This is a genomic window from Cellulosimicrobium sp. KWT-B (assembly GCF_002127155.1).
GTDB lineage: Bacteria > Actinomycetota > Actinomycetes > Actinomycetales > Cellulomonadaceae > Cellulosimicrobium > Cellulosimicrobium funkei.
This window is the reverse complement of the sequence record NZ_NEDO01000001.1, coordinates 20,025-46,614: the sequence shown is the minus strand read 5'-3', so window position 1 is coordinate 46,614 and position 26,590 is coordinate 20,025. Positions and strand designations below refer to the sequence as shown.

Annotated in this window: 25 protein-coding genes; 8 read left to right on the top strand and 17 right to left on the bottom strand. The window is 75.2% G+C overall.

Annotated elements, in window-relative coordinates:
• From B9L22_RS00210 to B9L22_RS00185, 6 genes are all read left to right on the top strand, one after another.
• Positions 1-921, top strand: coding sequence for a LysR family transcriptional regulator (locus B9L22_RS00210; protein WP_086148833.1), 921 nt, complete (start codon positions 1-3; stop codon positions 919-921).
• A 68-nt stretch (positions 922-989) separates the two neighbouring features.
• The gene (locus B9L22_RS00205; protein WP_086148832.1) at positions 990-2,303 is read left to right on the top strand and encodes a GAF domain-containing protein; all 1,314 of its coding nucleotides are present in this window, start codon (positions 990-992) and stop codon (positions 2,301-2,303) included.
• A gap of 179 nt (positions 2,304-2,482) precedes the next feature.
• Positions 2,483-4,006 carry an aldehyde dehydrogenase family protein gene (locus B9L22_RS00200; protein WP_085388298.1) on the top strand — a complete coding sequence of 508 codons (1,524 nt, stop codon included), beginning with the start codon at positions 2,483-2,485 and terminating at the stop codon, positions 4,004-4,006.
• A 169-nt stretch (positions 4,007-4,175) separates the two neighbouring features.
• Entirely contained in the window at positions 4,176-4,649 is a 474-nt protein-coding gene (locus B9L22_RS00195; protein WP_086148831.1) for a DUF779 domain-containing protein, read from the top strand.
• Positions 4,650-4,730: 81 nt separating this feature from the next.
• Positions 4,731-5,015, top strand: a complete 285-nt coding sequence (locus B9L22_RS00190; RefSeq protein ID WP_034653680.1) for a DUF6412 domain-containing protein — start codon at positions 4,731-4,733, stop codon at positions 5,013-5,015.
• Between the two features lie 114 nt (positions 5,016-5,129).
• Positions 5,130-5,921, top strand: a complete 792-nt coding sequence (locus B9L22_RS00185) for a membrane protein insertase YidC (protein ID WP_086148830.1) — start codon at positions 5,130-5,132, stop codon at positions 5,919-5,921.
• A gap of 142 nt (positions 5,922-6,063) precedes the next feature.
• Here B9L22_RS00185 and B9L22_RS00180 read toward each other — a convergent pair whose 3' ends face one another.
• Positions 6,064-6,429, bottom strand: a complete 366-nt coding sequence (locus tag B9L22_RS00180; RefSeq protein ID WP_086148829.1) for a DoxX family protein — start codon at positions 6,427-6,429, stop codon at positions 6,064-6,066.
• 154 nt (positions 6,430-6,583) lie between these two features.
• Here B9L22_RS00180 and B9L22_RS00175 point away from each other — a divergent pair, with 154 nt between their 5' ends.
• The gene (locus B9L22_RS00175; protein ID WP_081600010.1) at positions 6,584-7,021 is read left to right on the top strand and encodes a helix-turn-helix domain-containing protein; all 438 of its coding nucleotides are present in this window, start codon (positions 6,584-6,586) and stop codon (positions 7,019-7,021) included.
• Between the two features lie 48 nt (positions 7,022-7,069).
• On the opposite strand, the gene B9L22_RS00170 is transcribed toward B9L22_RS00175, so the two are convergent.
• The 3 genes from B9L22_RS00170 to aceA all read right to left on the bottom strand — a co-directional run bounded on the left by B9L22_RS00170 (position 7,070) and on the right by aceA (position 11,376).
• On the bottom strand, positions 7,070-7,933 hold the full coding sequence (locus B9L22_RS00170) for a hypothetical protein (RefSeq protein ID WP_158097126.1): 864 nt from the start codon (positions 7,931-7,933) through the stop codon (positions 7,070-7,072).
• Between the two features lie 177 nt (positions 7,934-8,110).
• On the bottom strand, positions 8,111-9,823 hold the full coding sequence (gene aceB / locus B9L22_RS00165) for a malate synthase A (protein WP_086148827.1): 1,713 nt from the start codon (positions 9,821-9,823) through the stop codon (positions 8,111-8,113).
• Positions 9,824-9,933: 110 nt separating this feature from the next.
• Positions 9,934-11,376: an isocitrate lyase gene (gene aceA / locus B9L22_RS00160; RefSeq protein WP_233139535.1), complete on the bottom strand. Its 1,443-nt coding sequence runs from the start codon at positions 11,374-11,376 to the stop codon at positions 9,934-9,936.
• A 180-nt stretch (positions 11,377-11,556) separates the two neighbouring features.
• Between aceA and B9L22_RS00155 the strand changes: the two genes are divergently transcribed.
• Positions 11,557-13,050 (top strand): helix-turn-helix transcriptional regulator, encoded by a 1,494-nt coding sequence (locus B9L22_RS00155; protein WP_061266961.1) that lies wholly within the window; start codon positions 11,557-11,559, stop codon positions 13,048-13,050.
• Positions 13,051-13,125: 75 nt separating this feature from the next.
• On the opposite strand, the gene B9L22_RS00150 is transcribed toward B9L22_RS00155, so the two are convergent.
• From B9L22_RS00150 to B9L22_RS00090, 13 genes are all read right to left on the bottom strand, one after another.
• On the bottom strand, positions 13,126-14,886 hold the full coding sequence (locus B9L22_RS00150) for an alpha/beta-hydrolase family protein (protein WP_198947171.1): 1,761 nt from the start codon (positions 14,884-14,886) through the stop codon (positions 13,126-13,128).
• A gap of 80 nt (positions 14,887-14,966) precedes the next feature.
• Positions 14,967-16,172 carry an acetyl-CoA C-acetyltransferase gene (locus B9L22_RS00145; protein WP_086148826.1) on the bottom strand — a complete coding sequence of 402 codons (1,206 nt, stop codon included), beginning with the start codon at positions 16,170-16,172 and terminating at the stop codon, positions 14,967-14,969.
• Positions 16,169-17,326: an alpha/beta hydrolase gene (locus B9L22_RS00140; RefSeq protein ID WP_086148825.1), complete on the bottom strand. Its 1,158-nt coding sequence runs from the start codon at positions 17,324-17,326 to the stop codon at positions 16,169-16,171. Before B9L22_RS00140 ends, B9L22_RS00145 begins: the two co-directional genes overlap by 4 nt.
• Entirely contained in the window at positions 17,323-18,027 is a 705-nt protein-coding gene (locus B9L22_RS00135) for a CoA transferase subunit B (RefSeq protein WP_051028158.1), read from the bottom strand. The genes B9L22_RS00140 and B9L22_RS00135 overlap by 4 nt, the downstream gene beginning before the upstream one ends.
• A gap of 3 nt (positions 18,028-18,030) precedes the next feature.
• Complete coding sequence (locus B9L22_RS00130; RefSeq protein WP_051028159.1) at positions 18,031-18,915, bottom strand: CoA transferase subunit A; 885 nt, start codon at positions 18,913-18,915, stop codon at positions 18,031-18,033.
• Positions 18,912-19,973: an alpha/beta hydrolase gene (locus B9L22_RS00125; protein WP_086148824.1), complete on the bottom strand. Its 1,062-nt coding sequence runs from the start codon at positions 19,971-19,973 to the stop codon at positions 18,912-18,914. The genes B9L22_RS00130 and B9L22_RS00125 overlap by 4 nt, the downstream gene beginning before the upstream one ends.
• Positions 19,970-20,734 carry a 3-hydroxybutyrate dehydrogenase gene (locus B9L22_RS00120; protein WP_086148823.1) on the bottom strand — a complete coding sequence of 255 codons (765 nt, stop codon included), beginning with the start codon at positions 20,732-20,734 and terminating at the stop codon, positions 19,970-19,972. The genes B9L22_RS00125 and B9L22_RS00120 overlap by 4 nt, the downstream gene beginning before the upstream one ends.
• Positions 20,731-21,429, bottom strand: coding sequence for a TetR/AcrR family transcriptional regulator (locus B9L22_RS00115; RefSeq protein WP_086148822.1), 699 nt, complete (start codon positions 21,427-21,429; stop codon positions 20,731-20,733). Before B9L22_RS00115 ends, B9L22_RS00120 begins: the two co-directional genes overlap by 4 nt.
• A complete protein-coding gene (locus B9L22_RS00110; RefSeq protein ID WP_086148821.1) occupies positions 21,426-23,015 on the bottom strand; it encodes a class I adenylate-forming enzyme family protein in 1,590 nt (529 codons plus the stop codon). The genes B9L22_RS00115 and B9L22_RS00110 overlap by 4 nt, the downstream gene beginning before the upstream one ends.
• Entirely contained in the window at positions 23,012-24,169 is a 1,158-nt protein-coding gene (locus B9L22_RS00105; protein WP_086148820.1) for a branched-chain amino acid ABC transporter permease, read from the bottom strand. Before B9L22_RS00105 ends, B9L22_RS00110 begins: the two co-directional genes overlap by 4 nt.
• Positions 24,166-25,041, bottom strand: coding sequence for a branched-chain amino acid ABC transporter permease (locus B9L22_RS00100; RefSeq protein WP_076405207.1), 876 nt, complete (start codon positions 25,039-25,041; stop codon positions 24,166-24,168). Before B9L22_RS00100 ends, B9L22_RS00105 begins: the two co-directional genes overlap by 4 nt.
• On the bottom strand, positions 25,038-25,817 hold the full coding sequence (locus tag B9L22_RS00095) for an ABC transporter ATP-binding protein (protein ID WP_021482277.1): 780 nt from the start codon (positions 25,815-25,817) through the stop codon (positions 25,038-25,040). The genes B9L22_RS00100 and B9L22_RS00095 overlap by 4 nt, the downstream gene beginning before the upstream one ends.
• The gene (locus B9L22_RS00090; RefSeq protein ID WP_086148819.1) at positions 25,814-26,590 is read right to left on the bottom strand and encodes an ABC transporter ATP-binding protein; all 777 of its coding nucleotides are present in this window, start codon (positions 26,588-26,590) and stop codon (positions 25,814-25,816) included. The genes B9L22_RS00095 and B9L22_RS00090 overlap by 4 nt, the downstream gene beginning before the upstream one ends.

Genomic DNA, 26,590 nt, shown 5'->3' with positions numbered 1-26,590 from the left:
GTGCTTAACGCGGCCCGGCTGCAGATCCTCGCGCGGCTCGAGAGCCTCGGGACCGTGCGCGCCGTCGGGGCCTCGCTCCACCTGAGCCCGTCCGCCGTCTCCGCGCAGCTCGCCGCGCTCGAGGCCGAGACCGGCGCACGCCTCCTGGAGCGCACGGGCCGACGTGTCCGCCTCACGCCCGCGGGCCGCACGCTCGCCCGGCACGCGCGCGTCATCCTCGACCAGATGGCGCTCGCCGAGGCCGAGCTCGCCCACCCCGACGGCGAGCCCGCCGGGGTCGTGCGCGTCGCCGCGTTCTCGAGCGCTGTGCGCGCGCTCGTCATCCCGCTCGCGGCGCGGCTCGCCGTCGAGCACCCGCGCGTGGAGGTCGAGGTCGACGAGCTGGACCCGCGCGAGAGCGGGCCCGCGCTCCGGCGGGCGGACGTCGACGTCGCGGTGACCGCCGACCTGCTCGACGGCGCGCTGCTCGCGGGGCCCGACGTCGCGACCGTCCCGCTGCTCGAGGACCCCGTCGTGCTCGTCACGCCGCGTGGTGACCGGGCCCCCGGTGAGCCGGCCGACCTCGCGCACCTCGCCGACGCGCGGTGGGCCGCCGACCTGCCCGGGCGCTACCTGTCCACGCTCGTCGAGAGCGCGTGCCGCGAGGCCGGCTTCGAGCCGCGCGTCGTCGCCCGGCTGCCCAGCTACGAGCTGCTGCTCGCGCACGTCGAGGCCGGGCTGTCCGTCGCGCTGCTGCCGGGCCTCGCCGTCGACCCGCGGTACGCCGTCGACGCCCGCCCGCTCCGCGTGCCCCGCACGCGCCCGGTGTACGCGGCCGTGCGGCGCGGGGCGGCGCCCACCGCCGCGACCACCGCCGTCCTCGGCGCGCTGCGCCGCGTCGCGCGCGAGGTCGCCGGTCACACGCCGCCCGGGACCGGCTGACGCCCGCTCGCGCGGCCCCCCGTGCGACCTACACTGGCCCCAGCACCGCACGACGACGTGGAGGTCCCGTGCCGCGCACTCCCGCACCGCCGCCCCGCTCCGAGGAGCACCCGCGCCGCTTCGACGCGCGCCGCGACCCGCGCTCCGTCCGCGCCGCCTACCGCTCGTTCCTCGACCACGGCATCCTCCCGCGCGGTGTCCACCCGCTCGTTGCCGACTCGTGGCGCCGGTCCGTGCACAGCGGCGTCGACCCGGAGGCGCCCCGCACCGACTCGGGCCTCGCCCACGACGACCTCGTCGCGTACCGCGAGGCGCACCCGCTCGCCGGCGTCATGCCCGTCGTGCGCGAGCTCGTCGTCGACGCCGCCGCCGACGACGGCCTCGTCGTCGCCGTGTCCGACGACGCGGGCCGCCTCCTGTGGGTCGAGGGCGACCGGGCGCTGCGCGACGCCGTCGACCGCGTCGGGTTCGTCGAGGGGTCGGTGTGGCGCGAGGAACGCGTCGGCACGAACGCGCCCGGCACCGCGCTCGCGACGCGCAGCCCCGTCCAGGTCCTCGGCGCCGAGCACTTCTCCCGCCCCGTGCAGGCGTTCAGCTGCACGGCCGTGCCCGTCCACGACCCCGCGAGCGGGCGCGTCCTCGGGGTCCTCGACGTCACCGGGCGCCAGTCCGCCGCGTCGGGCGTCGTGCTCTCGCTCGTGCGCGCGACGGTGCTGAGCCTCGAGCGCGAGCTCGCCCAGCGCGCCGCGGCGACGGGTCCCGACGACGGCCCGGGCCGGGTCCCGGGACCGCCCCGCGACGGCGCGCCCGAGCTGCTCGTGCTCGGGACGGCGCCCGTGCTGCGCTCGCCGGACGGCCTCGACCACCGCCTGTCGCTGCGGCACGCCGAGGTCCTCGTGCTCCTCGCGACGCACCCCCGCGGGCTGTCCGCCGACGAGCTCGCCGTCCTGCTGCACCCGGGCGAGCTCTCCGACGTGACCGTCCGCGCGGAGGTGTCGCGCCTGCGGCGCGTCGCGGGCGCGCTCCTCGCGGGGTCGCGCCCGTACCGGCTCGCACGACCCCTGCGGACCGACGCCGACGTCGTGCGGGACCACCTCGCGGTGGGCGACGTCCGCGGCGCCGTCGCCGCCTACCGCGCGCCGCTCCTGCCGCGCTCGGGCGCGCCCGCCGTCGAGCAGCTGCGCGCCGAGCTCGCGGCCGAGCTGCGCACCGCCGTCGTGGCCGCGGGCGGGGCGGACGTACTCGACGCGTGGACGCGCACCGACGACGGCGCCGAGGACCACGCCGCGTGGACGCGGCTGCAGCGCGTCGCGGACCACGGCAGCCCGCTGTGGCTGCGCGCCCGCGCCCACCTCGACCTGCTCGACGACGAGCTCGCCTGAGGTCCGGCAGGGGCCGCCCGCTGCAACGGTCCTGCAACCCTGCGCCGCCTACCGTCGGCCGCACGGCGCGACGAGGCGCCGGGTCGCGCACCGCCGTCGGACGCTCCCCGCCCGACGGCGACCTCCCCAGGGCGCGGCGAGGACCAGCACTGCGAGTCAGCACTGCGAGGAGGCAGACGATGACGGTCTACGCAGCCCCCGGCACGGACGGGGCGATCGCCGAGTACAAGGCCCGGTACGACCACTGGATCGGCGGCGAGTACGTCGCGCCGGCCGGCGGGCAGTACTTCGAGAACCCGAGCCCCGTGACGGGCCGGACCTTCACCGAGGTCGCGCGCGGCACCGCCGACGACATCGAGCGCGCGCTCGACGCCGCGCACGGCGCCGCCCGGTCGTGGGGCCGCACGAGCGCGACCGAGCGCGCCAACGTCCTCAACAAGATCGCCGACCGCATGGAGGAGAACCTCGAGCGGATCGCCGTCGCCGAGTCGTGGGAGAACGGCAAGCCCGTCCGCGAGACGCTCGCCGCCGACATCCCGCTCGCGATCGACCACTTCCGCTACTTCGCGGGCGCGATCCGCGCGCAGGAGGGGTCGATCTCCGAGATCGACGAGGACACCATCGCGTACCACTTCCACGAGCCGCTCGGCGTCGTCGGCCAGATCATCCCGTGGAACTTCCCGATCCTCATGGCCGTGTGGAAGCTCGCCCCGGCGCTCGCGGCGGGCAACTGCGTCGTGCTCAAGCCCGCCGAGCAGACGCCCGCGTCGATCCTCTTCCTCATGGACATCGTCGGGGACCTGCTGCCGCCCGGGGTGGTGAACGTCGTGAACGGGTTCGGCGTCGAGGCGGGCAAGCCGCTCGCGTCCAGCCCGCGCATCCGCAAGATCGCGTTCACCGGCGAGACGACGACCGGCCGCCTGATCATGCAGTACGCGAGCCAGAACATCATCCCGGTCACGCTCGAGCTCGGCGGCAAGTCGCCGAACATCTTCTTCTCCGACGTCGCCGACGCGCGCGACGACTTCTACGACAAGGCCCTCGAGGGGTTCACGATGTTCGCCCTCAACCAGGGCGAGGTGTGCACGTGCCCGTCGCGCGCCCTCATCCAGTCGTCGATCTACGACACGTTCCTCGGCGACGCGATCGAGCGCACGAAGGCCGTGCGGCAGGGCAACCCGCTCGACACCGAGACGATGATCGGCGCGCAGGCGTCGAACGACCAGCTCGAGAAGATCCTGTCGTACATCGAGATCGGCAAGGCCGAGGGCGCGAAGGTCCTCACGGGCGGGTCGCGCGCCGAGCTCGGCGGCGACCTCGCGGGCGGGTACTACGTGACGCCCACGATCTTCGAGGGCAAGAACTCGATGCGGATCTTCCAGGAGGAGATCTTCGGGCCCGTCGTCGCGGTGACCGACTTCTCCGACTTCGACGACGCCATGACGATCGCCAACGACACCCTGTACGGGCTCGGGGCCGGCGTCTGGTCGCGGTCGGGCAACACCGCCTACCGCGCGGGCCGCACCATCGAGGCCGGACGCGTGTGGACGAACTGCTACCACGCGTACCCCGCCGCCGCCGCGTTCGGCGGGTACAAGGGCTCCGGCGTCGGGCGCGAGAACCACAAGATGATGCTCGACCACTACCAGCAGACGAAGAACCTCCTCGTCTCCTACTCGGCCCAGAAGCTGGGCTTCTTCTAGGCCAACACCACCCGCCCTGCCCGCCCTACCGACCACGGGCTGGGCTCCCCCCCCGGCCCCACCCCGGCCGCCGAGCAGGTGGTCTTGGCTCGTCCGGCCGTCCGGACGGACCAGGACCACCTGCTCGCGGCGCCGGGATCGCCTGGCCGGCCGAAATGTGGAGAGTTTCGTGGTCGACGACGTTCCCTCGGTCCGTCCGGTTGGCGCGACAACCGCGCGCGTCGCGCTCACCGACGACGCCGCGGCGCTGCTCGCGCGGCTGCGGACGGTCCACGGCGAGCTCATGTTCCACCAGTCCGGCGGGTGCTGCGACGGGTCGTCGCCCATGTGCTACCCGCAGGGCGACTTCCTGCTCGGCGACGCCGACGTGCACCTCGGCGACCTCGTCGTCGACGCGCCCGGTCCCACGGACGGCGCCGGCGCGGACGGCTCCGCCCGGGCGGACGGCGCGGCGGGCCGGTTCGTCGTGCCCGTCTGGATGAGCCGCGCACAGTTCGAGTACTGGAAGCACACCCACCTGACGATCGACGTCGTGCCCGGCCGCGGCGCGGGGTTCAGCGTCGAGGCGCCCGAGGGTGTGCGCTTCATCATCCGGTCGCGCCTGCTCACCGACGACGAGTGGGCGGCGCTCGACGTGGCCTAGGCTGACCTCACCGACGGGCTCCACGACGGGCCCGACGGCGGGCCCTGCGGGGCCCCGACGGCCCGGAGAGGAGGCAGCGCGATGAACGACCTGCTCGTCGTGGCGCGCGACCTCGCCTCCGCGCTCACGCTCCTGCTCGGCACGTCGACCCTCACGGCCACGCTCTTCCTCCTCGGCGCCACCGCCCTCGTCGCGGCCGTGGCCGCCGTCGCCGCGCGCTGGGGCGCACCCCTCGCGCTCGGTGTGGCGGCTCGCCCAGCGGGCCGCCTGCGCGACACGGTCGACGTCGGTCCCGCCGTCACGCAGAGCGACCCGGACGCCCCGGGTCGTGCCCGGCCCCGGGCTCCCGGCCGACTCCTCGGCTGATCACCCGGCCGAGGGACCCCACCGCACCCGCGTCGCTGCGCGGCGTGCTGCTGCCTGCCCACCGCAGGGTGATCGGCGAACGCGTACCCCGCACGTTCGACCGAGGACACCACCATGAACCTGCTCGACCTCCCGCTCGTCTCCACCGTGCTCGACGCCGCGTACCGCGCGCTGATGGGCCTGTCCGACCTGCTCGAACCCCTCGCGGGCGGCGCCGCGGCCGCGGCGGCCGTCGTCGTGCTGACGCTCGCCGTGCGCGCCCTGCTCGTCCCCGTCGGCGTGTCGCAGGCGAAGGCGGAGCGCGACCGCGCGCGCCTCGCACCGCGGCTCGCCGAGCTCCAGCGTCGCCACCGGAACGACCCCGAGCGGCTGCGGCGCGCGACCGTGGAGCTCTACACCCGCGAGGGCACGACGCCGCTCGCGGGGTGCCTCCCGATGCTGGCCCAGGCGCCCGTGGTCGGGGTGGTCTACGCGCTGTTCCTGCACGCGGAGATCGCCGGCCACGGCAACGCGCTGCTCGACCACACCCTGTTCGGCGCGCCCCTGGGCTCGAGCCTCGTCGGCGGGCTCGGGGCGGGTGGCGTGCCGACCGTCGTCGTGGCGGGGGTGGTCGTGCTCGCGATCGCCCTCGTCGGCGAGCTCACGCGCCGCGCCTCCCTGCCCGGCGGTCGGCTCGCGCTGCCCCGGACGACGCCCGGCGCCGACACCGGGCCGAGCATGTCCGGTGCGGCGGTGCTCTCCGGCCCGGGCCTGCAGAACGCGCTCGGTGCCCTGCAGTTCGTCACCGCCGTGATCGCCTGCTTCGTGCCCCTCGCCGCGGGCCTGTACCTGCTGGTGACGGTGACGTGGACCCTCGGGCAGCGCCTCGTCCTGCGCCGCCGGTACCCGCTCGTCGCGACGGCGTAGCGGAGGCCGCGGGGCTGTCCAGCGGACCGCCGGCCGCGCGAGAGTGTCGGGTAGGGCCGATCTGTCGCCCTGTCGCGAGGCCGTCCGCGCGGTCCCCGCAGCCCCGCGGCGGCCTGGGGGCGGGCCGCAGCCCGCCCGCGGGTCACAGCGCCGCGAACCGGCCGACGGCGACGAGCACCGCGAGGGCGAGCAGCACCACGTTCGCCGGGACGGCCTTCGCCTCGCCGAGGCGCAGGTGCAGGGGGATCGCGCCGACCTGCGTGAGCGCGAGCCCGACCGCGGCGACGGGGGTGAGCACCGGCGCGACGCCGAGCGCCCAGGGCAGGATCACGCCGACGGCGCCGGCCACCTCGAGCCACCCGATGGCCCGCACGCCCGCCGCGCGCTCGGGGGTCACCCACCGCATCTGCTCCTGGAGCACCGGGATCGGGCGCAGGGCCTTCATGAGCCCCGCGCCGAGGAAGGCGAGGGCGAGCAGACCGGAGGCGATCCACAGGGCGACGTTCATGCGTGAGTCCTTCGAGAGGAGGCGGCGACGGCCCAGGATGGCCGGTCACTCTTTGTGCCTGGGCACATGATGGGTAACCATGAGCACCGGTACAAAAGGCACACCGGTGTGCGTGAGGCACACGGAGCAGCACCCGGAGAAGACGGAGACCCCCATGACGACGACGCCCAGCACGGACGTGCCGGTGGTGCGCGAGCTCGCCGAGCGCCACGGCATCCCGGTCGACCGCGGCTGCGCCGCGGCGGAGGCGACGAGCGAGGTGCGCTCGGTCCTCGACCGGGTGGGCGACAAGTGGAGCGTCCTCATCCTGGGGATGCTCTCCGCCGGCCCGCAGCGCTTCACCGAGCTGCTCCACGGGATCGACGGCATCTCGCAGCGCATGCTCACGCTCAACCTGCGCCAGCTCGAGCGGGACGGCCTCGTGAGCCGCACCGTGCACGCCGTCGTGCCGCCGCGCGTCGACTACGCGCTCACGGGGCTCGGCGAGACGCTGCTGCCGCCCGTGCTCGCGCTCGTCGAGTGGGCGCTCGCCCACACGCGCACCATCCGCGAGAACCGCGACGTGTTCGACGCCCGGCGCCCCGCGGGCTGACGGGGCCGTCCGACCCGCGGGGGACCGAGCGGGTCGGACGCAGGGCGGTCAGCCCGCGAGCGGGTCGGCCGCGCGCAGGTACCACGGCTCGTACCGTTCCAGCGACAGCGTCCAGAGGCCGGGGGCGCCCGCAGGCACCGCGAGGCACACGTTGCCGGTCACGGTGTCGCCCGAGCCGATGAGGCCCGTGCTCACGAGCGCGTGCGGCACCGCGCCGCACCCGTCCTCGGCGTGGACGCCGTCGTCGCCGACGAACCCGACGTCGACCGCGCCCCACGCGGTCACCTGCGAGCTGGACCCGGTGTAGGTGGCGGTGACGGGCACGATCCAATACTCGACCCCGTCCGGCGGCGAGGCGTTGACGTCGTCGTGCGCGAGCACGTCCGCGGTCGCCTCGTACGGCTCCTCGAGGAGGACCTCCCACTCCTCGCCGCCGATCGTGTACCCGTCGAACAGCCACGGGTCGTCGCGCGTGCCCGTGCCCTCCCAGTCGCCCTCGGACCAGTCCTCGTCCGACCAGCCGTCGCCCGACCACTCGTCGTCGTACGCGTCGTCGGTCGGAGCCGTGACCCACGCGGCGATCTGGGCGCCCGCGTCCGTCGCGACGCCCGCGGCGAACCCCGTCCCGCCGCCGACGACGAGGCACACGACCCCGACGAGGAGCCCGACGGCCGTCCGAGACAGACCGCCACGCCCCGGTGCCGCGCGCGGCGGGGCCGGCGTCGGGGCGTGGGGGTGCGGCGGTCCCGGGTGCGGTGCGAGGGGCTGCGGGGCGCCCGCGTGCGGAGGGCCGGGCTGCGCCGCGGACGGCGGCGCCGCGTACGGGTTCGGGTGCGCGGCCGGGCCGGGGGAGGAGGGCGGCGGGCCGGGAGGGGGCGTCGGCGAGGACGGCGGCGTCACAGGGGTGCTCATGGTGCTCCGGTGTCGTGCGGGCGGGCGCCCGGACGACAGGTGCCACCGTGCGTGGCCGGATGCTCCCACACTGCGGTCCCCGCCGTCGAGGGCGTTGGCACGCGCCCGTGAGCACGGCCTCGGTGCCGCCGCCGGGTGGGGCGACGGCACCGAGGCCGTGGAGGGCGGGAGACCGCGCTACGGCTGGTCCACCTCGGAGCCCACGAGGAACTGCGAGTACGCCCCGATGGTGAGGAACGTCGGGAAGTCCTCGGCGAGCGCGACGGCGCGGAACACGTGCGCGGCGTCGTCGATCCGGTTCCCCGGGGTGCGCGGCAGGTCGTCGACGATCTCCGCGAGCAGCGCCTCGACGCGCTCGCGCGTGATCGGCACGCCGTTCTCGGTGCGCGTGCCGGACGCGATCCACTGCCACACCTGCGACCGCGAGATCTCGGCCGTCGCGGCGTCCTCCATGAGGTGGTCGATCGCGGCGGCCCCGACGCCGCGCAGCCACGACTCGAGGTACCGCACCCCGACGGAGACGTTCGAGCGCAGCCCCGCCGCGGTGACGGTCGCCCCGGCCCGGCGGGCCGACCCGATGTCGAGCAGCTCGTGCTGGCCCACCCGGACGTCGTCGCGCTGCCGCGAGACCTGGTTCGGCGCGTCCCCCAGCACCGCGTCGAACTCGGTGCGCGCGACCTCGATGAGGTCGGGGTGCGCGACCCACGTGCCGTCGAACCCGTCCGTCGCCTCCCGGCGCTTGTCCGCGCGCACCTGCTCGAACGCGCGCTCGGTGACGTCCGGCCGACGGCGGTCCGGGATGAACGCGCTCATGCCGCCGATCGCGTGCGCGCCACGCCGGTGGCACGTCTGCACGAGCAGCTCGGTGTACGCGCGCATGAACGGCGCGGTCATGGTGACCTGCGCGCGGTCGGGCAGCACGTACGAGTCGCCGCGCGTGCGGAACGCCTTGATCACGGAGAACAGGTAGTCCCAGCGCCCGGCGTTCAGCCCGGCGCAGTGGTCGCGCAGCTCGTGGAGGATCTCCTCCATCTCGAACGCGGCGGGCAGCGTCTCGATGAGCACCGTGGCGCGGATCGTGCCCTGCGGCAGGCCGAGGTACTCCTGGGCGAGCACGAACACGTCGTTCCACAGCCGGGCCTCGCGGTGCCCCTCGAGCTTGGGCAGGTAGAAGTACGGCCCCCGCCCGCGCGCCACGAGCTCGTGCGCGTTGTGGAACAGGTACAGCCCGAAGTCGACGAGCGACGCCGACGCCGAGACGCTCACGCCCGCCCGGTCGACGTACCGCATGTGCTTCTCGATGAGGTGCCACCCGCGCGGGCGGAACACGATCGTCGGGAGGTCGGTCAGCGTGGTCGAGCGCAGGCGGTACTCCTTGCGGTGGTCGCCCGAGCCGGCCGTGTGGGTCAGCGTCCCGCGGATCGCGTCGTGCAGCGCGAGCTGGCCCTCGATCACGTTGCGCCACGTCGGGCTGGAGGCGTCCTCGGCGTCCGCGAGCCAGACCTTGGCGCCGGAGTTGAGGGCGTTGATCGTCATCTTCGGGTCGGTCGGGCCGGTGATCTCGACGCGGCGGTCCTCGAGGCCCGGCGCGCCGGCCGAGCCCGCGACGCGCCACGACGGGTCGTCGCGCACGGGCCGCGTCGACGGACGGAAGTCGGGGTCGATGCCGTCCGCGACGTCCTGCCGGCGCTGCTGGCGGTCCATGAGGAGCTCGTGGCGGCGTGCGACGAACCGGTCGTGCAGCAGCGTGAGGAAGGCGAGCGCCTCGGGCGTGAGGATCTCGCGGTAGCGCTCGCCGAGCGTGCCGGTGACGCGCAGGGTCCCGGTGACGCGCGCACTGCTCGTGGGGGCAGGGGACGGGGGAGAGGTGGTCGTGGTCAGCGTGGTCATGGCGTGCTCCGAAGGTCGTGCTCCCGCGAGATAGAACCGCGAGCCTCGAGGTAGAACGTTGCGAGCTCTATCTCGGGCGCGCGGGTTCTATCTCGCGGGAGGGGGAGGGCTTAGTGGAACTGGGCGGTCTCGGTGGACCCGGCGAGCGCGAGGGTGGCGGCGTCGGGGTTGAGAGCCGTGGCGACCCGGTCGAAGTAGCCGGTGCCGACCTCCCGCTGGTGGCGGGTGGCGGTGTAGCCGTCGGCCTCGGAGGCGAACTCGGCCTCCTGCAGCTCGACGTAGGCGGACATCGCGCGCTCGTTGTAGCCGCGCGCGAGCTCGAACATGGAGTGCGAGACGGCGTGGAAGCCGGCCAGCGTGATGAACTGGAACGCGTAGCCCATCGCGGCGAGCTCCTTCTGGAAGCTCGCGATCTGGGCGTCGTCGAGGTGCTTCTTCCAGTTGAACGACGGCGAGCAGTTGTAGGCGAGCTTCTTGCCCGGGTGCTGCGCGTGGATCGCCTCGGCGAACGTCCGCGCGAGCTCGAGGTCGGGCTCGCCCGTCTCGACCCAGATGAGGTCGGAGTACGGCGCGTACGCGAGGCCGCGCGCGACGACCGCGTCGAAGCCGGGGCGCACCCGGTAGAAGCCCTCGGACGTGCGCTCGCCGGTGAGGAACGGCTGGTCGCGCTCGTCGACGTCGGACGTGAGGAGGTCCGCGGCGAGCGCGTCCGTGCGGGCGATGACGATGGACGGCACGCCCGCGACGTCGGCCGCGAGACGCGCGGCGTTGAGCGTGCGGATGTGCTGGCTCGTGGGCACGAGCACCTTGCCGCCGAGGTGCCCGCACTTCTTCTCGGACGCGAGCTGGTCCTCCCAGTGCACGCCCGCCGCGCCCGCGGCGATCATCGAGTGCATGAGCTCGTAGGCGTTGAGCGGGCCGCCGAACCCGGCCTCGGCGTCGGCGACGATCGGCGCGAGCCAGTCGCGGTCGGGTCGCTGGCCGTCCGACCCCGCGCGCTCGGCCGCCTCGATCTGGTCCGCGCGCAGGAGCGCGTTGTTGATGCGGCGCACGACGGCGGGCACGGAGTTGGCGGGGTAGAGCGACTGGTCGGGGTACGTCTGGCCGGACAGGTTGGCGTCGGCCGCGACCTGCCACCCGGACAGGTAGATCGCCTTGAGGCCCGCCCGCACCTGCTGCACGGCCTGGTTGCCGGTGAACGCGCCGAGCGCGGCGACCCACTCCTCGGTGTGGATGAGGTCCCACAGCGTCTCGGCGCCGCGGCGGGCGAGCGTGTGCTCCTCGCGCACGGAGCCGCGCAGCGCGACCACGTCCTCGGCGGTGTAGTCGCGCTGCAGGCCGGCCCAGCGCGGGTCGGTCGCCCACTGCTCGGCGAGGTCGGCGGCGCTCTGCGTCTGGTCGCCCGGACGGGCGGACGGGCGCGGGGCGTCGCCCGGGGTCGGGGCGGAGCCGGGGCCGGTGACCGTCGCCGTCGTCGCGACGGCGCCGAGCGGGCGGGCGCCGCCCGCGTACTCGGACGGGGAGCGGCGGCTGACGATGGTGGGCCTGTTCACGGGTGCCTCCTGGTGGTGCGCCGGCCCGCGTGGCGCGGGCCGGCCGGGCCGGTCGGTGGACCTCGGCGAGGTCCGTGCTTCGACCTTCCTCCCGCGTGCAAGCCCTTCTCAAGCCAGATCGGACGAAAGAAACGCGGTTCTTCTCTTGTGCGCAAGGAGTGGCGCGTGTCACTCTCAGTCATGGCTATTCCGACGACGCGACCGGCCGGAATCGCGGAACATGCGGAAATCCCGCTCGAGAGCGAGCCCGACGCCCTGACGATCGGCCGCAGGATCCGGCACCTGCGCACCGCGCGCGGCATGACGCTCGACGAGCTCGGCGCCGCGATCGGCCGCGCGCCGTCGCAGGTGTCGCTCCTCGAGAACGGCAAGCGCGAGCCCAAGTTCGGCCAGCTCCAGGCGGTGGCGCGTGCGCTCGGCGCGAGCCTCGACGACCTGCTCTCGCCGGAGGCGCCGTCGCGCCGGGACGCGCTCGAGATCGAGCTGGAGCGCGCCCAGCGCGGCCCGCTCTTCGACGCGCTCGGGCTGCGGCCCGTGCGGGTGGGCAAGTCGCTGCCCACCGATGCGCTCGAGACCATCGTCGCCCTCGAGCGCGAGCTCCAGCGCCTGCACACCGAGCGCGCCGCGACGCCCGAGGAGGCGCGCCGCGCGAACGCGGAGCTGCGCGCGACCATGCGCGCGCAGGACAACTACTTCCCCGAGCTGGAGGACGCGGCGGCCGGGCTGCTCGACGGCGTCGGGCACGCGGGCGGGCCGATGCCCCAGCGCGTCGCGGCCGACCTCGCCGCCCACCTCGGCTTCACGCTGCACTACGTCGGCGACCTGCCGCACTCCACCCGGTCCGTGCTCGACCTGCGCCACCGCCGCGTGTACCTGCCGAGCAACGGGATGCGCGGGCGGTCCAACGCGACGTCGGCGCTGCTCCAGGCGCTCGCGCCGCACGTGCTCGGGCACGCGGAGCCGCGCGACTACCGCGAGTTCCTCCGCCAGCGCGTCGAGGCCAACTACCTCGCCGCGGCGCTCCTGCTCCCGGAGCGGCACGCGGTCAAGGCCCTGCGCGCCGCGAAGGACGCGCGCGAGATCTCCATCGAGGACCTCCGGGACGCGTTCGCGGTGTCGTACGAGACCGCCGCGCACCGGTTCACCAACCTCGCGACGAAGCACCTCGGCATCCCGGTGCACTTCATGAAGGTGCACGAGTCCGGGGTGATCCACAAGGCCTACGAGAACGACGGCGTGCGCTTCCCCGCCGACCCGCTCGGCGCGGTCGAGGGGCAGTACGTGTGCCGGAGCTGGACCGCGCGCACCGTCTTCGCGGTCGAGGACCGGCTCAGCCCGTTCAGCCAGTACACGGACACCCCGAGCGGCACCTACTGGTGCACGTCGCGCGTGCAGGCGTCGGCCGACGGCGAGTTCTCCGTGAGCGTCGGCGTCCCGTTCGCGCACGTCAAGTGGTTCCTCGGGCGCGACACGACCGAGCGGCTCGTGTCCCGCTGCCCCGACGGCGCGTGTTGCCGCCGCCCGCCCGACGACCTCGCCGACCGTTGGGCCGGCCACGCGTGGCCGAGCGCCCGTCCGCACGCGTCCATGCTCGCGGCGATGCCGACCGGCGCGTTCCCGGGCGTCGACCAGACCGAGGTCTTCTCGTTCCTCGAGGCCCACGCGCCGGGCTAGCCGGCCCGTGCCTGCCCGCGCTCCGGGTGCTCCGCCCGGTCCGCGCGAGCCGGGTCGGCGGACGCCGGTCGGAGGTCACCCGATCGAGCCGCCCTCGACGGGTGCGACCATCGCGTCCTTGAGGCGGGCGGTGTCTGCGTCGGTCCAGCCGTCGGGCGCGTGCAGCGCGGCGAATCCGTCGGCGTACTCGAGCTGGTAGACGTGCCCGTGGCCGGGCGGGATGTCGGACGCGGCTGCGACGAACAGGTCGCCCGTGAGCTGCCAGAACGTGACGAACGGGTACCAGCGCACGTCGCCGAGCACGTCAGGCCCGCGCGGCTCGCGGAGCCAGTCGGGCTCGGACCACAGCGTCTCGGGACCCCACCAGGTGACGCCGTCGGACGCGTGCTGGAGGTACACGACGCGCGGCTCGTCCCAGCGCGGGCCGGGACCCCAGAGGTCCGCCACGCCGGTCGCGACCGGGTCGCCCCAGCGGACCTGGCGGCCGTCGTCGACCACGGGTGCGTACTCGAGCGACCCGGGGTCGCGCGCGTCGGTGAGCTCGCGCCACATCGGCGTGAACCCGGGCGTCCCGGTGAACATCGCGCCGTCGGAGCGCGCCTCGACGTCCTGCACGCCGCTGAACGCGCCCTGCATCCCGAACGACCCGAGCGAGATGCCGAACGCGAGCAGGCGCGGGCGGTCGTCCTCGGGCAGGTCCGACCACCGCGCCCACACCGCCTCGAACAGCGCCTTGCCCGCGGCGGGCGGGGTCGAGCGGTCGCCGACGAAGCTGATCCAGCTCGGCAGGTAGGAGTACTGCATGCTCGCGATCGCGGTGTCGCCGCCGTGCATGAGCTCGAGCGCCTCGACCATGGCGGGGTCCACCCAGCCGGTCCCGGTCGTGGTCGCGACGACGAGGACGGACCGGTCCCACGCGTCCGTCCGGTCGAGCTCGTCGACGACGCGGGCCGCCGTGGCGTCGAGGTCGCCCTCGGGGTCGAGGCCCGCGTACGCGTGGATCGGCTCGCGCACGTCCGCGGGGTCGACGACGTCGCCCGCCGCGGCGAACGCGCGCAGCTCGTCGAGGGTGGGGCCGGAGACGACGAACTTGCGCCCCTCCGCGCCGAGCGAGTCCCAGGACTCGAGGGAGTCGGGGGAGCCGGACCGCTCGGGGAGCTTCGGGGGCGTGAGCCGAGGGCTGATCTCGGCGTTCGCCGCCGCGTAGACCGAGTTCAGCGCGCTGAGCGTGCCCGACCAGATGACGCCGTTGAACAGCAGGACCACCACGACGGCGACCGCGACGCCGCTGACGAACCGCGCCACGGGGGCAGGCACGACCTTGCCGACGAGGACGCTCAGCCATCGGGCGACGCGGCGCAGGCCGCGGCCCGCCTGGAGCACGATCAGCGCGACGGCGAGCGCCGCGAGCAGCGTGACGACCTCGCGTCCGGGGACGTCCTCCGACATGCCGAACAGGTGCCGCAGCTCGATCTGGCGCCGTGCCCCGAGGATGAGCGCCAGCGGCACGAGCACGACGGTCGCCCCGGCCAGCACCCACCACGCGATCCGGCTCGCGCGCGCGGTCCACCGGATCCGCAGCCCGACCTTCACGGCGAACCACTCGACGAGCGCGCCGACGGCGTACCCGCCGACGGCGCTCACGCCCGAGATCACGGCCTGGTAGTACCAGGCGCGCGGGATGAGCGACGGCGTGAACGACAGGCAGAACCAGGCGAGCGCGACCACGAGCCCGGTCGCGGAGAACCGCCGGAGCCACCGCCCCCACGCGCCGTGCCGGGGGCGCTCCTCGTCGACGGGCTCGGGGGCGCGGGTCTCCGTCGCGGTGGGCTGCACCCCGCGATCGTAGGCGCGGCGCCCCGAGCCGTCCCCTCGAACGGCCGGGGCGCCGTCGGCCCACCGGACCCGGGCGAGCCCTACGCCTCGAGCAGCAGCGCCTCGCCCTGGCCCCCGCCGCCGCACAGCCCGACGGCGACGCGCCCGCCCCCGCGGCGTGCGAGCTCGTGCGCCGCGTGCACGGCGAGGCGGGCGCCGGACGCGCCGATCGGGTGCCCGAGCGAGATGCCGCCGCCGTGCACGTTGACGACGTCGGGCGAGACGCCGAGCACGCGCGTGGAGACCGCGACGACGGTCGCGAAGGCCTCGTTGATCTCGACGAGGTCGAGGTCGTCGACCGTCCACCCGGCCCGGTCGAGGGCCTGCCGGATCGCGCGCGCGGGCTGGGAGTGCAGCGAGGTGTCGGGACCGGCGACCTGGCCCCACGTCCGCACGGTCGCGAGCACCGGCGTGCCCGCGGACTCGGCGCGGGCGCGGGTCGTGAGCACGAGCGCGGCGGCGCCGTCGGAGATCTGCGACGCGTTGCCCGCGGTGATGGTGCCCTCGGGGTCGAACGCGGGCCGCAGGCGCGCGAGGCCCTCGACGGTCGTGTCGGGGCGCACGCCCTCGTCGTCGCGCACCTCGACCGGCTCGCCCCGGCGCTGCGGGACGCTCACGGGGGCGAGCTCGGCGTCGAACAGGCCGTCCTTCGCCGCGGCAGCGGCGCGCTGGTGCGAGGCCGCCGCGACGGCGTCCTGCTCCTCGCGGGAGACGAACACGTCGCCCACGTTGGTGCGCTCGGTCGAGACGCCCATGGAGGCGTGGTCGAACGCGTCGGTGAGCCCGTCGCGCGCGACGGCGTCGACGAGCGTCGCGTCCCCGAACGCGAACCCGGCGCGCGACCCGGGGAGCAGGTGCGGCGCGTTGGTCATGGACTCCTGGCCGCCGACGAGCACGACCTCCGCCTCGCCGGAGCGGATCATCCGCGTGCCGTCGATGACGGCGGTGAGCCCCGAGAGGCACACCTTGTTCACCGTCACGGCGGGCACGTCCCAGCCCACGCCCGCGGCGGCGGCCGTCTGGCGCGCGGGGTTCTGGCCCGCCCCGGCCTGGAGCACCTGGCCGAGCACGACGGCGTCGACGGCGTCCGCGCCGAGGCCCGAGCGCTCGATCGCGGCGCGCGCGGCGACGGCGCCGAGCTCGACCGCCGTCAGCGCGGCGAGGGAGCCCTTGAGGCGGCCCTGGGGCGTGCGGGCGGCGGCGACGACCACGACGTCGTCGGGGGAGTGCGGGGTGGTGGTGCTCACGGCTGGACCTCCAGGGGTGCGGACGGCGGTGTCTGCGCGGGCGCCGGGGGTGTGGCGCCCGCTCGTGCGGCGGCGGCGTCGACGTCGGCAACGGCAGTGTCGACCAGCCCGAGCAGGAGCCCGAGGAACACGTCCGGCTCCTCGAGGTGGGGGCTGTGCCCGACGCCGGGCCGCACCTCCTCACGGTACCGCCCGCCCGCGGCCGCGTAGGCGTCGAGGACGGCCCGGGTCTGGGCGACCATCGGCTGCGGCGGGTGCGTCTCGGCCCCGGGCCAGCCGGGGACGGCGCCGAGCGCGCCGAGCTGCGCGAGGTCGAACAGCGACGTGTCCGAGACGATCGCGTCGGCGTCGCCGCGCACCCACAGCACGGGCGCGGTGGCGCCGGACGTCGCGAAGCCGGACAGGTCGCAGTACTTCGCGCTGATCGCGTTGTTCATGCCGCGCGTCCCGGGCGCCACGCCGGGCCACGTGCCCGACGCCGTCCGGTCGCCCGGGTAGCTGTCGTCGCCCGTGCGCGTGGAGAGCACGGAGTCGAGCAGGAGCTCCTCCAGCGCGCCGAGCGGCTCGCCGAGCGCGGCCGGGTCGGCGACGTAGAACCGGCGCAGCACGTCGCGGGGCGACCCGGCGTCCTCGCTGCGGTCGCGTGCGGCGAGCGCCGCGACGAACGCGGGGTTCGCCGTCCCGCCGCCCGATCCCGCGAAGTCCGGGGAGAGCGGCGTCCCGTCGACGTCGCGCGAGCCGCCGAACCCGTACGGCGACATGGGCGCCTCGAGCAGGATGCCGTCGAACAGGTCGGGCCGGTCGGTCGCGAGCTGCAGCACGACGCCCGCCCCCGCCGAGTGCGCGACGGCGACGAGCGGGCGCTCGAGGTCGAGCGCGTCGAGGACGCCCGCGACGTCGTCGGCGAAGTCCCGCACGCCCCGGGTCGCGTCGACGGGCCGGGGCTCGGCGTCGCCGTACCCCCGCAGGTCGGCGGCGACGCCGCGCACGTCGCCCGGCAGCGCGCGCAGCAGCGGGTCGAAGAACGCCGACGACGAGCAGTTGCCGTGCACGAGCAGGACCGTGGCCCGCACGTCGCCGTCGGCCACGACCTCGCGCACGTGCTCGCGACCGCGCGGGGTCGGGACGTCGCGGCGCAGCACGTCCCGCGTCACGACGGCGTCCCCGCGGCCTGCGTGGACGGTCCCGGGCCGGCGTCGGCGACGTCGAGCGGGGCGTCGTCGAGCGCGACGGCGAGGTCGGGCTCGGTCGCGGCCCGCACGTCGTCGACGCTCACGCCGGGCGCGGTCTCGCGCAGCACGAGCCCGTCGGGCGTCACGTCGATCACCGCGAGGTCGGTGATGACCCGGTGCACGACCCCGCGCCCCGTGAGGGGCAGCGAGCACGAGCGCAGGATCTTGGGCGACCCGTCGCGCGCCACGTGCTCCATGAGCACGATCACGCGGCCCGCCCCGTGCACGAGGTCCATCGCGCCGCCGGGGCCCTTGACCATCTTGCCGGGGATCATCCAGTTGGCGAGGTCGCCCGTCTCGGAGACCTGCATGCCGCCGAGGATCGCGGCGTCGATCTTGCCGCCGCGGATCATGCCGAAGCTCAGCGCGGAGTCGAAGAACGCGGCGCCCGGCAGGACGGTGACGGTCTCCTTGCCGGCGTTGATGAGGTCGGGGTCGACGGCGTCCTCGGTCGGGTACGGCCCGACGCCGAGGATCCCGTTCTCGGACTGGAGCACGAGGTGCTTGTCCGCGGGCACGTAGTTGGGCACGAGGGTCGGCAGGCCGATGCCGAGGTTGACGTACCAGCCGTCCTGGAGCTCGCGCGCGGCGCGCGCGGCCATCTCGTCGCGGGTGAGCGGCACGGCTCAGCCCTCCTTCACGGTGGTCGCGGTGCCCGACGGCGCGGGCGCGGGCTGGTCGGTCGGGGCGGCCGAGCGCACGGTGCGGCGCTCGATGCGCTTGGGGACGTCGGGTCCGACCTCGACGACGCGGTGCACGAACACGCCGGGCAGGTGCACGGCGTCGGGGTCGATCTCGCCGGGCTCGACGAGCTCCTCGACCTGCGCGACGCACACGCGGCCCGCCATCGCGGCCAGCGGTGAGAAGTTGCGGGCCGACCGGTGGAACACGAGGTTGCCGTGCCGGTCACCGCGCAGCGCGTGCACGAGCGCGAAGTCCGTGGTGATCGCGTCCTCGAGCACGAACTCCGCCTCGTCGGCGAACGCGCCGTCGCGACCGCGCGGCCCGACGCCGAACGTGCGCACCTCCTTGGGCGCGCTCGCCTGCGCGACGCCGCCCGCGCCGTCGTACCGCTGGGGGAGGCCGCCCTCGGCGACCTGCGTGCCGACGCCGGTGCGCGTCCAGAACCCGGCGATGCCCGCCCCGCCGGCGCGCAGCTTCTCGGCGAGCGTGCCCTGCGGGGTGAGCTCGAGCTCGAGCTCGCCCGAGAGGAACTGCCGCTCGAACTCCTTGTTCTCCCCGACGTACGAGCTCGTCATCTTCCGGATGCGGCCCGCGCCGAGCAGGACGCCCAGGCCCCAGTCGTCGACGCCGCAGTTGTTGCTTACGACCCACAGGTCGCGCGTGCCCTGGGCGAGCAGCGCCTCGATGAGCGCGATCGGGTTGCCGCACAGGCCGAACCCGCCGACGGCGAGCGACGCGCCGTCGGGCACGTCCGCGACGGCCTCGGCCGCGGACGCGACCACCTTGTCCAGCCCGGTCCCTCGTGGGGACGCGATCGTGGGGCTCATGCCGTGACCTCCTCGTCACTCGCCGGTCCGGGTCCGTCGCTCGTGACGGCGGCCAGGGCCCGCAGGGTCTCGCCCGCGACGGCCTCGACGCCGGGCGGGCTCATGATGATCGTGTAGTGATTGATACCCGCTACGTCGCGGGTGCGCAGCCCCGGCAGCCGCGCGCGCCACGCGGCGAGGTGCTCGGGGGAGTAGAGGGCCTCGGGCTCGTCGAGCAGGCCGCGCGGCGCGCGCAGCAGCACGAGGGGCACGTCGAGCGGGTGGTCGCCCGCGAGCGCGTCCGCGAGCGGCCCGCCCTCGTAGAGCTCGAGCGAGTCGGCGGAGACCGCCGCGCCCGACGACGCTGGCCGCAGCGCGAGCGCCTCCCCGACGAGGTCGTAGTCGACGTACCCCGCGACGACGTCGGCCCACGGCTCGTCCCACGCGCTCGCGAAGGCGGGGTGCGCGCGCCAGAACCCGCGGTACTCCTCGTGGTCGGCGAACGTGCGCTCGAGGCGCTCGACGGCCGGGCCGAGCAGGGCGCGCAGGACCTCGTCGTGCGTCGCGTCGGGCGCGAGCCCGGTCGGCGGCGGGAGCGGGAGGCCGCCGTCGACGAGCACGAGCCGGGAGACGCGGCCGGGGTGGCGGTGCGCGAGCACGACGGACACGAACGCGCCCATGGAGTGGCCGAGGGCGACGACGCGGTCGATCCCCAGCGCGTCGAGGACCGTCGCGAGGTCGTCCGCGTGCGCGCCCATGCCGTACGGGCCGGGCAGGGCGTTGCTGCGCCCGCGCCCCCGCAGGTCGGGCGCGACGACGCGCACGCCCGGCAGCGCCGCGACGACGGCCGGCCACGCGCGGTGCGACGCCGTGATGCCGTGCACGGCGAGGACGGTCGGGACGGCGTCGTGCGCGGGGGTCGCGCCGCCGTCGGGCCGGGCGCCGGGCTCGGGTGCGTGCGGGGCGACCGGGTCCCACACGCCGACACGCAGCCGCCCGCCCGCGACGGGGACGTCGAGCGTCGCGTAGGTGTGGGTCGCGGCGGTGACGTCGTCCGGCGCGGTCGTGGCCGCGGTCACCGGGCGCTCCAGCCGCCGTCGATCGTCCACGACGCGCCCGAGACCATCGACGCGTCCGGGCCGGTGAGCCAGCCGACGAGCGACGCGACCTCCTCCGGCTCCACGAGCCGCTTCACCGCGGACTCCGCGAGGAGCACGGTCGCGAGCACCTCGGACTCGGGGACGCCGTGCACGCGCGCCTGGTCCGCGATCTGCTTCTCGACGAGCGGCGTGCGGACGTAGCCGGGGTTGACGCACACGCTCGTCACGCCGTGCGGACCGCCCTCGAGCGCGGTCACCTTGGACAGGCCCTCCAGACCGTGCTTCGCGGACACGTACGCCGACTTGAACGGCGACGCCACGAGGCCGTGCACGGACGACACGTTGACGACGCGCCCGAACCCGCGCGCGTACATCCCGGGGAGCGCGGCCCGGACCAGCAGGAACGGCGCCTCGAGCATGATCGCGTGCAGCAGGCGGAAGTCGTCGGGGCGGAAGTCCTCGATGGGGCTCACGCGCTGCACGCCCGCGTTGTTGACGAGCACGTCGACGTCGAGCGAGAGGTCGTCGAGCGCGCGCGTGTCGGCGAGGTCGACGACCCACGCCTCGCCGCCGAGCTCGTCCGCGAGGCGCTGCGCGCCGTCGGGGTCGACGTCGGCGACGGTCACGTGCGCGCCGCGCGCGGCGAGCTCGCGCGCGCACGCGGCGCCGATGCCGCTCGCGCCGCCCGTGACGAGCGCGCGCCGCCCGGCAAGGGTCGGGGCGGTGCCGGGGACGGTCATCGCGCGTCTCCTTCGGTGTCGGTCGAGATGGCGGGCCCGGTCGCGGTCGGCGGAGCGGTCCGCGGCGCGGCGAGCGCGCGCTCGATGAACTGCATGGTCTGCTCGAACACGTGCGGGGGGACCTCGGCGGCCGCGGTGTCGTACGACGGCGGCTCTGCGCCCTCGTCCCAGCGCCCGCCCCACAGGACCCAGCGCATCCCGACGATCTCGCCGATGCCCATGAGCGCCCACGCGGCGACCTCCGGGTCGACGTCGTGGCCGACCTCGCCGTTCGCGCGCGCCTTGTCGAGCCCGGTCATGTAGCCCTCGACGATGCGCGCGTAGTGGCGGCGCAGCGCCCCGGGCGAGACGAACTCGGCCTGCCGCACGATGCGGTAGAGCGCCGGGTGCTCGGCGGTGAAGCGGAAGAACGCCTCGAAGCCCGCGCGCTCGGCGGCCAGGCGCGTCGTCGCCTGCGAGCTCGCCTCGATCATCGCGTGCCGCACGCGGCGGTTGAGGTCGTCGACGAGCTCGTCGAACACGTCGATCTTCGACTCGAAGTACAGGTAGAACGTGCCCTGCCCGACGCCCGCGGACTCGGTGATCTTCACGATCGACGCGTCGTGGTACCCGACCTCGGCGAACACCTGCTCGGCCGCGGCGAGGATCTTCGCCCGGGTGCGGTTGCCGCGGGCGGTGCGGGGCTGGGTGCTCATGAGTCCTCCGGGACGGTCACGCGCTCGGCGAGCGAGCGGCGCGACACCTTGTGCAACGACGTGCGGGGCAGGGACGGGACGAGGTCGAAGCGGCGCGGGACCTTGAAGTGCGCGAGCTCGCGGCGGCAGAACGCCTCCAGCTCCTCGGCGTCGGTGGGGTGGCCGGCGCGCGGGACGACGAACGCGGCCCCGACCTCGCCCCACCGGTCGTCGGGGACGCCCACCACCGCCACGTCCGCCACCGCGGGGTGGCGGCGGAGCACGGCCTCCACCTCGGACGGCGTGACGTTCTCGCCGCCGACGATGAAGACGTCCTTGAGGCGGTCGACCACGCGGTAGCACCCGTCGGCGTCGCGCTCGACGAGGTCGCCGGTGCGCAGCCAGCCGTCGCGCAGGACGGCGGCCGTGGCGGCCTCGTCGCGGAAGTAGCCCGCGAACACCCCCGGCCCGCGGACCAGCAGCTCGCCCGCCGCGGGCCCGTCGAGGTGGCGGCCGGTCACCGGGTCGGCGACGGCGACCTCGACGTGCGGGTACGGCGTGCCGGCCGAGCCGCTGCGCTCGCGGGCCTGGTCGTCGGGCAGGCACAGCACGTTGGGGCCCGCCTCCGTGAGCCCGTAGCCCTGCGAGAGCGCGACGCCGCGGCGGTGCCACGTGCGCAGCAGGGGCTCCGGCATGGGCGCACCGCCCACGACGGCGTGCCGCAGTGACGACAGGTCGGCGTCCGCGAAGCCGGGGTGCTCCGCGAGGAGCAGGTAGTTCGTCGGGACGCCCATCATCGTCGTGACGCGGCGCTCGGCGACGAGCTGGAGCACGCGCTCGGGCTCGAACGTGCGCTCCAGGACGACCGTCGCGCCGGTCCACCACGCGAGCAGCGGCTGGATGTTCCACCCGCCCGCGTGGAACTGCGGCAGCACGCTCAGCACGACGTCGTGGCTCGTCAGCTCGACCGTGCGCGAGAGCGACAGGTTCGTCCAGAAGCAGTTCGCGTGCGTGAGCAGCGCGCCCTTGGGCGTGCCCTGCGTGCCGGACGTGAACACGAGGAGGAGCGGGTCGTCGTCGCGCACGGGCCGGCGCTCCGGCGCGGGGCCCCGCCGTGACGGCGCCGGGACGTGCGCCTCGACGCCGCTGCGCCCGAGCTCGGCCCGCCGGGGCGGGCGGCCGGGCCGCTCCCCGTCGAGCCGGCGCAGCGGGTCGAGCCGGTCGAACGCCGAGTCCGCGAGGCCGGAGAACTCCTGCTCCACGAGCACCAGCGCGGGGTCGGCCTGCTCGACCTGGGCGGCGAGCTCGCCGGGCGACAGCCGCCACGACAGCGGCGCGAGCACGAGCCCGGCCTGCGCGCACGCGAAGAACAGCACGACCTGGTCGGCGCTGTTGCCCGTGACGGTCGCGACGCGGTCCCCGACGCCGTAGCCCGCCTCCCGGAACGCCTCCGCCAGGGCGCTCGCGCGCTCGTGCAGGTCGCGGTAGCGCAGGGTCACGCCGCGGTCGTCGACGGCGACGCGGTCGGGCGTCGCGAGCGCCCGGTCGCGCGTCCAGCGCCCGAGGGTGTGCAGGCCGTCCTGGGCGTCCTGGTGCTGCGTCGTCATGCCACCTCCTCCAGGCGCTCGCGGGCCTCCTCCCGATCCTCCCGCGGGCGGCGGCGCGCGGCGAGGCGCGACGCAGCCCCGGCGATGCCGCCGGGCAGGAACATCACGACGAGGATGAAGAGGGTCCCGAGCAGGAACAGCGGCTCGCTGAGCGGCACGCGCAGCACGGCCGGCAGGTCCGCGACGGCCGCGGAGCTCGCGAGCGTCCCGAGCCGCTGGTCGAGGATCGTGTAGAGCACGCCGCCGACGATCGCGCCCCACCGGGACCCGACGCCGCCGAGCACGACCATGACGAGCAGCGTGAGCGTGAAGTCGGCGGACGTCGCGCGCGGCACGGCGCCGGACTGGAGCAGCAGGTACGCCATGCCGACGACGGTCGCGAGCGTCGCCGCGAGGACGAACACGAGGAGCTTGACGAGGTAGGGGCGCCCGCCGATGACGCGCACGCGCATCTCGTTCTCGCGCGTCGCCGCCGCGACGTGCCCCGCGCGCGACCGCTCGACCCACAGCACCACGAGATAGACGACGACGAGCACGGCGAGGGCGAGCCAGTAGAGGTTACGCGTGTTGAGCACGCCCACGAACGCGTCGGGGACGTTCCGGGTCGCGAGCGCGAGGCCCTCCTCGCCGCCGGTCGTGCCGCCGGGGTTGCGGCGCACCAGGACGTTGCCCGCCTGGGCGAACGCGAGGGTGACCATGGCGAACGAGATGCCCGTGACCCGCAGCGAGACGGCCCCGACGACGTGCGCGAGGACGATCCCGCCGACGAGCACGAGCGCCGCGGCGGGCAGGAGCGGGATCTCGGTCGTGTCGAGCACGATCGCGAGCCCGTACAGCCCCGCCGCGAAGTACAGCGCGTGGCCGAAGCTCAGCAGCCCGGCAACCCCGAACAGCAGGTGGTAGCTCAGCGCGAGGGCGCCGATGAGCCAGCACATCGCCATCATCTGGAGCGCGCCGGGCGTGTACGTCGGGCCGGGCAGGACGCCCGGCACGTGGAGCGCGAGCAGCGGGAGGCACGCGAGCACCGCGACGAGCACGACGCCCGCGAGCGTGCGGACCAGCGTGCCCGACGGCGCCCGGCGGGCGGGTCGGTCGGCGCGCGGCGCGTCGTCGGCGGGGGCGGCCGGGGCCGGGGGAGCGGTCTGGGTGGTCATGCGGCTGCCCTCCCGAGGAGGCCGGTGGGACGGACGAGGAGCACGAGCGCGAGGAGGAGCACGACGAGCAGGTCGCCGTAGCCGAGGTAGTAGTTCGCGAACTGCTGGAGGACCGCGACGAGCACGGACGCGACCGCCGCGCCGGTCAGGGAGCCGAGCCCGCCGATGACGGTGACGATGAACGCGAAGATGAGCAGCGACCCGCCGAGGTGCGGGGAGACGTACCCGAAGTACTGCGAGGCGAGGACCCCGCCGAGCCCTGCGGCGGCGCCGCCGACCGCGAAGACGAGCGTGAACGCCTTGCGCACGTCGATGCCGAGCGCGGTGACCATGGACCGGTTCTCGACGCCCGCGCGGATGATGAGCCCGTAGCGCGTGCGCTGGAGGAACAGCACGATCGCGCCGAGCACGAGCGCCGCGGCGCCGATCGCGACGAACCGGTCGTTGGGCACCGGCGCGCCCGCCAGGTCGGTCGTGCCCTTGAGCCACGCCGGGCCGGAGATGAACTCGGGGTCCGACCCCCACATGCCCTCGAACAGCGCGACGGACGCGAGCGAGAGCCCGACGGTGACGAGCACCTGCTCGATGTGCCGCTCGTAGAGCGGGCGGATGAGGAGGAGCTCGGTGAGCGCCGCAGCCCCGGCCCCGACGACGGCACCGGCGAGCAGCGAGAGCGCGAAGACGCCCCACGAGTCCGCGCCGAGCGAGCGCGCGACGAACCAGCCGCCGAACGCGCCGAGCGTGAGGAACGACCCGTGCGCGAAGTTGAGGACGCCCATGAGCCCGTAGATGAGCGACAGGCCCGACGCGACGAGGAAGTACAGCGCCCCGAGGCCGAGCCCCGTGACGAGGAGGAGGACGATCGTGCTCACCGGGCCACCGCCCCTTCGGTTCCGTGGTGGTCGACCTCGGCGTGCACGCCGAGGAGCTGCTGGACGCGGTCGGGGTCGTCGAGGAGCTCGCGCGCGGGACCGGTGTGCACGACGCGGCCCGCGTCGATCACGACGACGCGCTCGGCGAGCCGCTCGATGACCTCGAGGTTCTGCTCGACGAGCAGGATCGGGACCGTGCGGGCCGCCTCCGCGAGCGCGTCCGACACCTCGCCGACGATCCGGGGCGCGAGGCCCTTGGTGGGCTCGTCGACGAGGAGCAGGCGGTTGGCGTTGAGCAGGGCGCGCGCGAGCGACACCATCTGCTGCTGACCGCCCGAGAGGGTGCCCGCGCGCTGGGCGGCGCGCTGCACGAGGTCCGGGAAGAGCTCCGCGACGAGCTCGCGCCGCGGGTGGGCGTCGCGCTCGGCGAGGCGCAGGTTCTCCGCGACCGTGAGCCCGGCGAACACCTCCCGGTCCTCGGGCACGTACCCGACGCCGCGTCGCACGATCCGGTCCGTGCGCTCGCCGTCGACGCGCTCGCCCGCGAGCAGCACCTCGCCCCGGCGCTCGATCAGGCCGAGCACGGCTTTGAGGGTCGACGTCTTGCCGACGCCGTTGCGGCCCAGCACCGCCGTGACCCCGGTGGCCGGGACGGAGAACGTCACGTCCTCGACGACCTGCTGGCCCGCGATGCGCGCGGACAGCCCGCGCACCTCGAGGACGGGCACGTCGCTCCCGACCGCGGGCTGGGCGGTGCTCCTGCTGCTCCCGCTCATGCTGCCTCTCCTGCCGTGACGCCGAGGTAGGCGCTCTGCACCGTCGGGTCCGCCATGACGGCGTCGGGGGTGTCGCACGCGAGCAGCTCGCCGTGGTGCATGACGGCGACGCGGTCCACGAGCCCCAGCACGACGTCCATGTGGTGCTCGACCATGAGCACCGTGCAGCCGGTCGCGTGCAGGTCGCGGACGACCTCGACGAGGCCGGGCACGTCGGCCGACGACACGCCCGCCATGGGCTCGTCGAGCAGCACGACGCGCGGCTCGGTCGCGAGGAGCACCGCGATCTCCAGCTTGCGCTTGTCGCCGTGCGACAGGTCGCCCGCGGCGACCTCGGCGCGGCGCACGAGCCCGACGGTCTCCAGGTGCCGGTCCGCCTCCCGCGTCGCGGCGTCGCCGCGACGCGGGAAGCGCAGCACCGACAGGGCGCCGCCGAGGCGCCCCTGCGCGGCGAGCCGCACGTTCTCCCGGACGCTCAGGCGCGGGTACAGGCTCGACGTCTGGAACGTGCGGCCCAGGCCCGCGCGGGCGCGCGCGGCCACCGAGGTGGTCGTCACGTCCGCGCCCTCGAGGAGAACCGCCCCGCTCGTCGGGCGGTGGATCCCCGAGACCAGGTTGAAGAGCGTCGTCTTGCCCGCGCCGTTCGGCCCGATCACCCCGAGCATCTCGCCCTGCCCGACGGCGAGGCTCACGCCCCGCAGGATCCGCGCGCCGCCGATCTGGAGCCCGAGGTCGCGGACCTCGAGCGCGGGGAGGGTGTGCGGCTCGCCCAC

Coding starts and splice junctions, on each gene's coding strand:
- B9L22_RS00200 (WP_085388298.1), top strand. CDS start 2,483: ATGACGGTCTACGCAGCCCCCGGCACGGACGGGGCGATCGCCGAGTAC.
- B9L22_RS00190 (WP_034653680.1), top strand. CDS start 4,731: ATGAACGACCTGCTCGTCGTGGCGCGCGACCTCGCCTCCGCGCTCACG.
- B9L22_RS00185 (WP_086148830.1), top strand. CDS start 5,130: ATGAACCTGCTCGACCTCCCGCTCGTCTCCACCGTGCTCGACGCCGCG.
- B9L22_RS00180 (WP_086148829.1), bottom strand. CDS start 6,429: ATGAACGTCGCCCTGTGGATCGCCTCCGGTCTGCTCGCCCTCGCCTTC.
- B9L22_RS00175 (WP_081600010.1), top strand. CDS start 6,584: ATGACGACGACGCCCAGCACGGACGTGCCGGTGGTGCGCGAGCTCGCC.
- B9L22_RS00170 (WP_158097126.1), bottom strand. CDS start 7,933: ATGAGCACCCCTGTGACGCCGCCGTCCTCGCCGACGCCCCCTCCCGGC.
- aceB (WP_086148827.1), bottom strand. CDS start 9,823: ATGACCACGCTGACCACGACCACCTCTCCCCCGTCCCCTGCCCCCACG.
- B9L22_RS00155 (WP_061266961.1), top strand. CDS start 11,557: ATGGCTATTCCGACGACGCGACCGGCCGGAATCGCGGAACATGCGGAA.
- B9L22_RS00130 (WP_051028159.1), bottom strand. CDS start 18,915: ATGAGCCCCACGATCGCGTCCCCACGAGGGACCGGGCTGGACAAGGTG.
- B9L22_RS00120 (WP_086148823.1), bottom strand. CDS start 20,734: ATGACCGTCCCCGGCACCGCCCCGACCCTTGCCGGGCGGCGCGCGCTC.
- B9L22_RS00115 (WP_086148822.1), bottom strand. CDS start 21,429: ATGAGCACCCAGCCCCGCACCGCCCGCGGCAACCGCACCCGGGCGAAG.
- B9L22_RS00110 (WP_086148821.1), bottom strand. CDS start 23,015: ATGACGACGCAGCACCAGGACGCCCAGGACGGCCTGCACACCCTCGGG.
- B9L22_RS00105 (WP_086148820.1), bottom strand. CDS start 24,169: ATGACCACCCAGACCGCTCCCCCGGCCCCGGCCGCCCCCGCCGACGAC.
- B9L22_RS00095 (WP_021482277.1), bottom strand. CDS start 25,817: ATGAGCGGGAGCAGCAGGAGCACCGCCCAGCCCGCGGTCGGGAGCGAC.